Origin of the sequence: Photobacterium carnosum (assembly GCF_002849605.1) — a bacterium.
Taxonomy (GTDB): Bacteria; Pseudomonadota; Gammaproteobacteria; order Enterobacterales; family Vibrionaceae; genus Photobacterium; species Photobacterium carnosum.
In genome coordinates, this window is sequence record NZ_NPIB01000030.1 from 45,313 (window position 1) to 52,929 (window position 7,617).

A 7,617-nucleotide genomic window follows, 5' to 3' on the forward strand; every position below is an offset into this window, starting at 1 on the left:
CTTGTGGCTTAGTCATAAATTATTTAAATGCTTCTATCGCTGCTTGCATATCAACAGGGCGAATAAGTTGAGTCTTAAATGTCATCACTTGTTCTCCCCATAGCTGCTCTAATTCGGTAATTAACTGAATCGCTTGTGACAAGGTATAGGTTACTACTGGTGTATAACATTGCTTAGCGAGCCAGAATAAAAGGTTATCCCATCCTTGAGCATCAGGGTCATCACTCACGGTATGAAGATAGGTTAACAAATTTGGGATTAACTGTTGTAAATTTTGTTGTCTTAATGGCATACAAACCGACAGAATAATAATACTATTGCGCCCTTTTGTTTTTAGTTGAACCCCTAATTGCTTTAGTAACTGTCCATGTTGCTCAGCACACTGGATTAATTCAGCGTCAATAGGCACTGCCAGTGGAATCAATAATGGCTGAGGCTTTAAACCTTCCGTTTTTGCTAATTGTAACTGCCCAACATAACGTAAATCTTCAGCCGTAGGTAAATGTAATAGCACCACCTCATGTTGCTGACTCAACAATAAAAACTGCTGCTCAATAACAACTAATGGTTTCCCAAATCCAACATCATCACCATAACAACGCTTACTTGGCTTTATTGCTATTGGTTGATTTGATAATGGCCATTCACGTCGAGGTTCAGCTATCTGAGCCGACACTTCACGCTCTGCGCTATGCGTCGACATTAACAGTGCACTGTCTGACTTATCCGGTGTTATCAGCTGCTGATAAACGTTAACCTCTGCGGCTGTTGGCCCGGTCTCTCCATAATGACGACCAGCCGAACCTTGTTGGCGCTTAGCGGTAACTGATGGTGGTAATAATATTGAACTACTCTTTTGACTATAGCTTTGTTGAGTATCTTTACTAACTGAATTTACTAATAAAGTTTTTTTAGATGTAGAAATGGGGATCGAGTCTATATCAAGAGCCGGAGTTGACACTGTTGTTGCAACAGATAAATCTTGAGGCGTTAACCAATGCTCTGGCGCAGCCTTATTAGGATAATCAGGCATAGCCGCAATAGTGTGAGAAACACGATCAATAACAGCAGCAGTGACCTCACCATGCGCATGTGCACTGGCTCTTACTGGCGCTTGATATTGATGAACATCATCAATATCAGCCGCTTGCTGTAATGCGCTTTGTAATGTTTGATAAATAAAATCATGTACTAAGCGCGCTTGATGAAAACGCACTTCATGTTTAGCCGGATGAACATTAACGTCCACTTGATGCGGATCAACCTCAATATACAATACATAAGTGGCATATTGCTCGGATCGTAAACTTGATTCATACGCTTGTCGAATCGCATGATTGATTAGTTTATCTTTCATCATACGACCATTAACGTAGCAATATTGAATATCATTTTGGCTCCGTGCCCCTTGTGGGCTACAAATCCAACCAGATAATCTTAAATCACCATGCGCTAATTCAACCACTAATGCATGTTGCAAAAATGATGGACCACAAGCCGCCGCTAAACGGCGTTCTTGTTGTAATGTATTCTCAGCAATACGATATTGACGCACCAATTTACCGTTATGGCGCAGTGTAATTGCCACATCAAAGCGGCTTAAAGCAATCCGCTTAATCAATTCGTCAATATGGGTAAATTCTGTTTTTTCAGTTCGTAAAAACTTACGTCGCGCTGGCGTATTAAAAAACAAATCCAACACTTCAAGCGTCGTGCCTACAGGGTGAGCAGCAGGTTTTAACTGCACCTCCATATCACGCCCTTCAGCATAAGCAGACCACGCTTCTGCTTGGTCTTCAGTACGAGAGGTTAAAGTTAATCTAGAAACTGAACTGATACTGGCGAGCGCTTCACCACGAAAGCCTAAGCTAACAATGGCTTCAAGATCATCCAGTGAGGCTATTTTTGAGGTCGCATGGCGGCTAAGGGCTAAGCCAAGCTCATCCTTAACAATCCCTTTACCATTATCACGAATACGAATTAACCGGCTGCCACCTTTTTCGATATCAATATCAATTCGAGTGGCACCGGCATCTATACTATTTTCAACAAGCTCTTTGACTACCGATGCGGGGCGTTCAACAACTTCACCCGCTGCAATCTGGTTAGCCAGCCGAGCGGGTAAAATCTGAATCGGCATAATTAACTTCTTGGAATGATTAGCGTCTGTCCTACAGCTAGTTTATCAGAACGTAGCTTATTCGCATCACGAATAGTTGCTACTGATACCCCATATTCTGCCGCAATCTTACTTAAAAATTCACCACGACGTACTTTATGACGTTCTATTTTCGTCGCAGCAACGGCTATTTTTAATTTCTGGCCAACCATGACGTTATCTGACTTTAAATGGCTCGTTTGACGAATGCTGCTCATGGTTACCCCATATTTAGCTGCAATTTTGCCAAGGTACTCACCACGTGTCACGGTATGCCATATAATACGTGTTGATGCTGTATTTTTTGGTGTCGTTATGTTTCCTACAAACGCCGTCTTGATACCACTACCTGGAATTAACAACATTTGACCAATATTAACCGAATTTGATTTCAGATGATTCGCCGATCTAATGGCTGCCATCGATGAACCATATTTAGCCGCAATACCACTCAATGTTTGTCCCGATGTCACTTTGTGCTTCATGCCACCGGCATTTAAACGCGAAGCAAATAAGGTGCCTTCAGGTGGATGAGCGGTGAAGTATTGTAAAATACCTTTATAAACCGCACTCGCCAGTTGATTTTGATGTGCATTAGACGTTAATTGGCGCTCTTCAATTGGGTTAGTAATAAAACCTGTTTCAACCAATAATGATGGAATATCCGGTGATTTTAATACTGCTAAACTTGCATATTGCGGTACGGTTTTATGTAATCGTGCAATATGACGCAGATTCGATAATACCCGTTTAGCAACATCGTAGCCTTCTTTCTGCGAATAGCTAAATTGCAAATCAAGTACAGCACGACCTAAATATTTATCTTTAGGGTTACTTGATAATACATCACCACCACCCAGTAATTCTGACTGCTTCTCACTTTGCTCTAACCAACGACCAATCTCAGTATTTGCACGACGAGTATTTAATACCCATACAGATGCACCTCGAGGTTTTGGTGAACTAAAGCCATCGGCGTGAATAGAAACTAATAATAGCGCTTTATTTTTACGTGCTATCTCTGAACGTTTACTTAATCCTACATAATAGTCACCACGACGAGTCATTACCGCACGCATACCCGTTGTCGCATTAATCTTTGCCGCTAACTTTCGGGCAACCGCTAAGGTCACGTTTTTTTCGTATTTATGCGTTGGACCAATAGAACCAGGATCATCACCACCGTGGCCTGCATCAACTGCAACCACAATATCCGCTGTACCTGATGGTAACTTAGCTAAGTTATTTTCAGTGGCTTTCTCTTCTTCTTGCTCATCTTTATCAGCAATACCCGCACCAGAACCATTAGGTAAATCCATTACCAATCGATAACCATAGCTACCATCAGGTGTAGGTGAAAGAGAAAATATTTTTGGCGTCGTGGTACGTTTAAGCTCAAACACTAATCGTGTCGTGCCTTTTCCTGGCGCATTGCTACTACGAACTTTAGTTAATATTTCACTCTTCGTAACAGTAATTGGCAATTTTGTTTTAATTGATGTCTTATTTAAATCAATCACTAACCGTGATGGATTTGACAGCATAAACTGCGAATAATCTGCTTTGCCTTGCATATCTAACACGACACGCGTTTCATCAGGCGCGGGCCATACTCGAACGCCCTTTAGTTCATTTGCAAAAGCGGTAGAACTAACTAATCCCACTCCCAAAATTAGAAGATTTGCATACGTCCGTAACGCCATTTCTAATTAACCTAATTGTAAGTGGTTGATCAACGTTGAACCATAATCCGTATTCGACGTCAGTATTACTTTTCTTTGTTCACCGTAATAGCGTAATTCCAACTCAAGATCAGCATCAGGCAGCATACCAACCCCTTTTTCTGGCCATTCCACTAAACAAATAGCGTCGCTAGTAAAATAATCACGGATCCCCATAAATTCTAATTCTTCAGGATCAGCAAGACGGTACAAATCAAAATGATAAACCTGCCAAGGAGCCAGATCATATGGTTCAACTAAAGTATAAGTCGGACTTTTTACATTACCTTGATGACCCATTGCACGAATAAAACCACGACTGAATGTCGTTTTACCTGCACCTAAATCACCATGAAGATATATTGTTGTTTGTTGCGTGCAGGCTTTAGCCAATTTAAGGCCAAAATCTACCGTTGCCTGCTCATCAGCAAGAAAAGTTTCAAATGTTTGCATTATATTTTATCTTGGGTTGACTAATTGACGAATAAACGGAAAAAGATTCGCGCCAGCATACCACGCTCGCCGCGTTGCGCACATAAATCTGCTGCTTTACGATAAATCAAAACCTCAGTATATCTAGACATATAGTGTACGAGATTATGATCTGCCTCGAAAAATAACTATTTTAATTTTACCGCAATAAAGTAATACCATTCAATTTGTGTCATTCACATATTCAGCACTGGTGCAGCTTTTATACTCTCTCATTATTATCTCAACTATTATTCCTGCCATTGACAACAGCTTGTCAGCTTGTCAGCTTGTCGCCGAGCGAACCATAGCAACCATTGAGTTAACACTGTCATTGTTACTACTAATGGCTATTCTAAAATAATAATGTGCTAGAATCCGTTCCCTGATTTTTACTGGCTATAAGACTGACGCTATGAGTATCGATTATCAACAACTCGCACTGCAAATTAAAACTTGGGGGCAAGAACTTGGCTTTCAGGCTGTAGGGATCTGTGATATCGATTTAACACAGCACGAAGCACAACTACAGCGATGGCTTGATGCTGGTTACCATGGTGATATGGACTGGATGGCACGCCACGGAATGATGCGAGCTCGTCCACAGGAATTACTCCCTGGAACCATACGTGTCATCAGTGTTCGTATGAATTACTTACCACCACAAGCAGGGTTTGCTCAAACCTTAAAGCAACCAACAAAAGCCTATATTAGTCGTTACTCGCTCGGACGCGATTATCATAAATTAATTCGAAATCGCCTCAAGCAACTAGGCCAACGTATTAAAAGTGTAGTGGGTGAGTTTGGCTGTCGACCATTTGTTGATTCAGCTCCAGTATTAGAACGCCCATTAGCTGAAAAATCAGGATTAGGCTGGACAGGGAAACATTCTTTAATTCTTAACGAACAATCTGGCTCGTGGTTCTTTTTAGGGGAACTATTAATTGATTTGCCGCTACCTGTTGATACTCCGACAACCAATCAATGTGGAAAGTGTGTTGCTTGCATGACCAGTTGCCCTACAGGTGCCATTATCGAAGCGGGGGTCGTTGATGCACGACGTTGTATTTCTTATCTCACCATTGAATTTGACGGTATTATTCCAGAGCAATATCGAGCAGCAATCGGTAATCGAATTTATGGCTGTGATGACTGCCAATTAGTCTGCCCTTTTAGCCGCAACGGTGAAATAACAACAGAAACGGACTATCACTGCCGTGATGTATTATTTCAGCAAGATTTAGTAACACTCTATCAATGGAATGAAGCAACATTTTTAAGTAATACAGAAGGCTCTGCCATTCGTCGTATTGGTCATACTCAGTGGTTACGAAATATCACGATTGCATTAGGTAACGCACCTTATCAAGCCGATATCATCAATGCATTAATCACCCGTCAAGGAGAGCATCCACTCGTCGATGTACATATTAAATGGGCTTTGGAGCAGCAACAACAAAAACGCCAACAAATGGTTATCGATGTTCTGCCTAACGCAACGAAACGTTTAGTACGGATTATAGAAAAAGGACTGCCTAGAGATGCGTAACACTCTGGGTATATGTGGAAAACTTTTTTAATTACGTTAAAAAGATGAGCTAATAGAAAGATTAAACACAGGGAGTGGATAACATAATCAAGATGGTTATCCCAATAAAGAAAGGACAAAATGAACTGTGTACAAATTGTAGATAAACGAGGATTAAAACATAAAAAACAAACAGTTATCCTGTTAGTCTTTCATATCTAATAACGAGAATAGTTTCAAACTCATGTCCTATATTAAAGTTATTCACACCTAGCTAGCACATCTAATCAACTGACTTACCCACAGATATTTTTATGTGGATAACTCTGTTAATTTAACTGTGATCTAACGGTGCAATAAATTTAAAATACTTATAAAAATAACAACTTATCATGTATTTTTTAAAAACAAATACAAAATAAACCACAATGTATTATTGCAGTAAGTATAATTTATCAATGCTAGGAAAGAGCGTTTGCCATATATGACAATATTGATATTACAAACATCTTTGTAAATAGCTAAGATGAAAAAAACAACCGTTAGGTTGCATGATCAATAGCAGATGATGTAATCGAAGCTGATGCTTCTAAGTAGGCTTCATAGTAAAACTAGAAACACTTGAAGTAGTACACTGATAATATCGGTAATCGAATACCTCAGGAATACCACATTAAGACTAATACTTCACAGTAGTAGTTCACCGATAAGTTCGATGATGACTAAATTGGAGCGACACACGAGGCTCCCGATCTTCAAGGAACTAGGCGTGACCTCAACCTTGGCAATATTGCATACAACCAGCTGAGCTAGTGTACATTGCTAAGATTTAAATTTGGAGCGACACACGAGGCTCCCGATCTTCAAGGAACTAGGCGTGATCTCAACCTTGGCACTATTACGTACAACCAGCTGAACAAGTGTACATTGCTAAGATTTAAATTTGGAGCGACACACGAGGCTCCCGATCTTCAAGGAACTAGGCGTGACCTCAACCTTGGCAATATTGCGTACAACCAGCTGAGCTAGTGTACATTGCTAAGATTTAAATTTGGAGCGACACACGAGGCTCGAACTCGTGACCTCAACCTTGGCAAGGTTGCGCTCTACCAGCTGAGCTAGTGTCGCATCACATCTCTTTTAAAAAAAGAGGATTGGTTGCGGGGGCCGGATTTGAACCAACGACCTTCGGGTTATGAGCCCGACGAGCTACCAAGCTGCTCCACCCCGCGTCCGATTTTCTTCACCATTAAGTTTGGTGACAACTATATCGTTCACCGCCGTAGCCATGAACTTCAATTTGGAGCGACACACGAGGCTCGAACTCGTGACCTCAACCTTGGCAAGGTTGCGCTCTACCAGCTGAGCTAGTGTCGCATCACATCTCTTTTAAAAAAGAGGATTGGTTGCGGGGGCCGGATTTGAACCAACGACCTTCGGGTTATGAGCCCGACGAGCTACCAAGCTGCTCCACCCCGCGTCCGATTTTTCTTCACCATTAAGTTTGGTGACAACTATATCGTTCACCGCCGTAGCCATGAACTTCAATTTGGAGCGACACACGAGGCTCGAACTCGTGACCTCAACCTTGGCAAGGTTGCGCTCTACCAGCTGAGCTAGTGTCGCATCACATCTCTTTTAAAAAAAGAGGATTGGTTGCGGGGGCCGGATTTGAACCAACGACCTTCGGGTTATGAGCCCGACGAGCTACCAAGCTGCTCCACCCCGCGTCCGATTTT

4 protein-coding genes and 6 tRNA genes are annotated in these 7,617 nt (G+C 41.5%); 1 reads left to right on the forward strand and 9 read right to left on the reverse strand.

Annotation, left to right across the window (positions count from 1 at the left end; genetic code table 11):
* Nucleotides 1–19 precede the first annotated feature (19 nt).
* From mutL to tsaE, 3 genes are read right to left on the reverse strand one after another with little or no spacing between them, the layout of a single operon-like run.
* The gene (gene mutL, locus CIK00_RS18505) at nt 20–2,140 is read right to left on the reverse strand and encodes a DNA mismatch repair endonuclease MutL (RefSeq protein WP_101770097.1); all 2,121 of its coding nucleotides are present in this window, start codon (nt 2,138–2,140) and stop codon (nt 20–22) included.
* Between the two features lie 2 nt (nt 2,141–2,142).
* Nucleotides 2,143–3,861, reverse strand: coding sequence for an N-acetylmuramoyl-L-alanine amidase (locus CIK00_RS18510; protein WP_101770098.1), 1,719 nt, complete (start codon nt 3,859–3,861; stop codon nt 2,143–2,145).
* A 6-nt stretch (nt 3,862–3,867) separates the two neighbouring features.
* Nucleotides 3,868–4,332 carry a tRNA (adenosine(37)-N6)-threonylcarbamoyltransferase complex ATPase subunit type 1 TsaE gene (gene tsaE, locus CIK00_RS18515; protein ID WP_101770099.1) on the reverse strand — a complete coding sequence of 155 codons (465 nt, stop codon included), beginning with the start codon at nt 4,330–4,332 and terminating at the stop codon, nt 3,868–3,870.
* Nucleotides 4,333–4,765: 433 nt separating this feature from the next.
* Between tsaE and queG the strand changes: the two genes are divergently transcribed.
* On the forward strand, nt 4,766–5,899 hold the full coding sequence (queG, locus tag CIK00_RS18520) for a tRNA epoxyqueuosine(34) reductase QueG (protein ID WP_101770100.1): 1,134 nt from the start codon (nt 4,766–4,768) through the stop codon (nt 5,897–5,899).
* Between the two features lie 1,031 nt (nt 5,900–6,930).
* On the opposite strand, the gene CIK00_RS18525 is transcribed toward queG, so the two are convergent.
* From CIK00_RS18525 to CIK00_RS18550, 6 genes are all read right to left on the reverse strand, one after another.
* A tRNA-Gly gene (locus CIK00_RS18525) sits at nt 6,931–7,006 on the reverse strand.
* Nucleotides 7,007–7,033: 27 nt separating this feature from the next.
* A tRNA-Met gene (locus CIK00_RS18530) sits at nt 7,034–7,110 on the reverse strand.
* Nucleotides 7,111–7,179: 69 nt separating this feature from the next.
* A tRNA-Gly gene (locus CIK00_RS18535) sits at nt 7,180–7,255 on the reverse strand.
* Between the two features lie 26 nt (nt 7,256–7,281).
* Nucleotides 7,282–7,358, reverse strand: a tRNA-Met gene (locus CIK00_RS18540).
* A 70-nt stretch (nt 7,359–7,428) separates the two neighbouring features.
* Nucleotides 7,429–7,504, reverse strand: a tRNA-Gly gene (locus CIK00_RS18545).
* Between the two features lie 27 nt (nt 7,505–7,531).
* A tRNA-Met gene (locus CIK00_RS18550) sits at nt 7,532–7,608 on the reverse strand.
* Nucleotides 7,609–7,617: the final 9 nt, after the last annotated feature.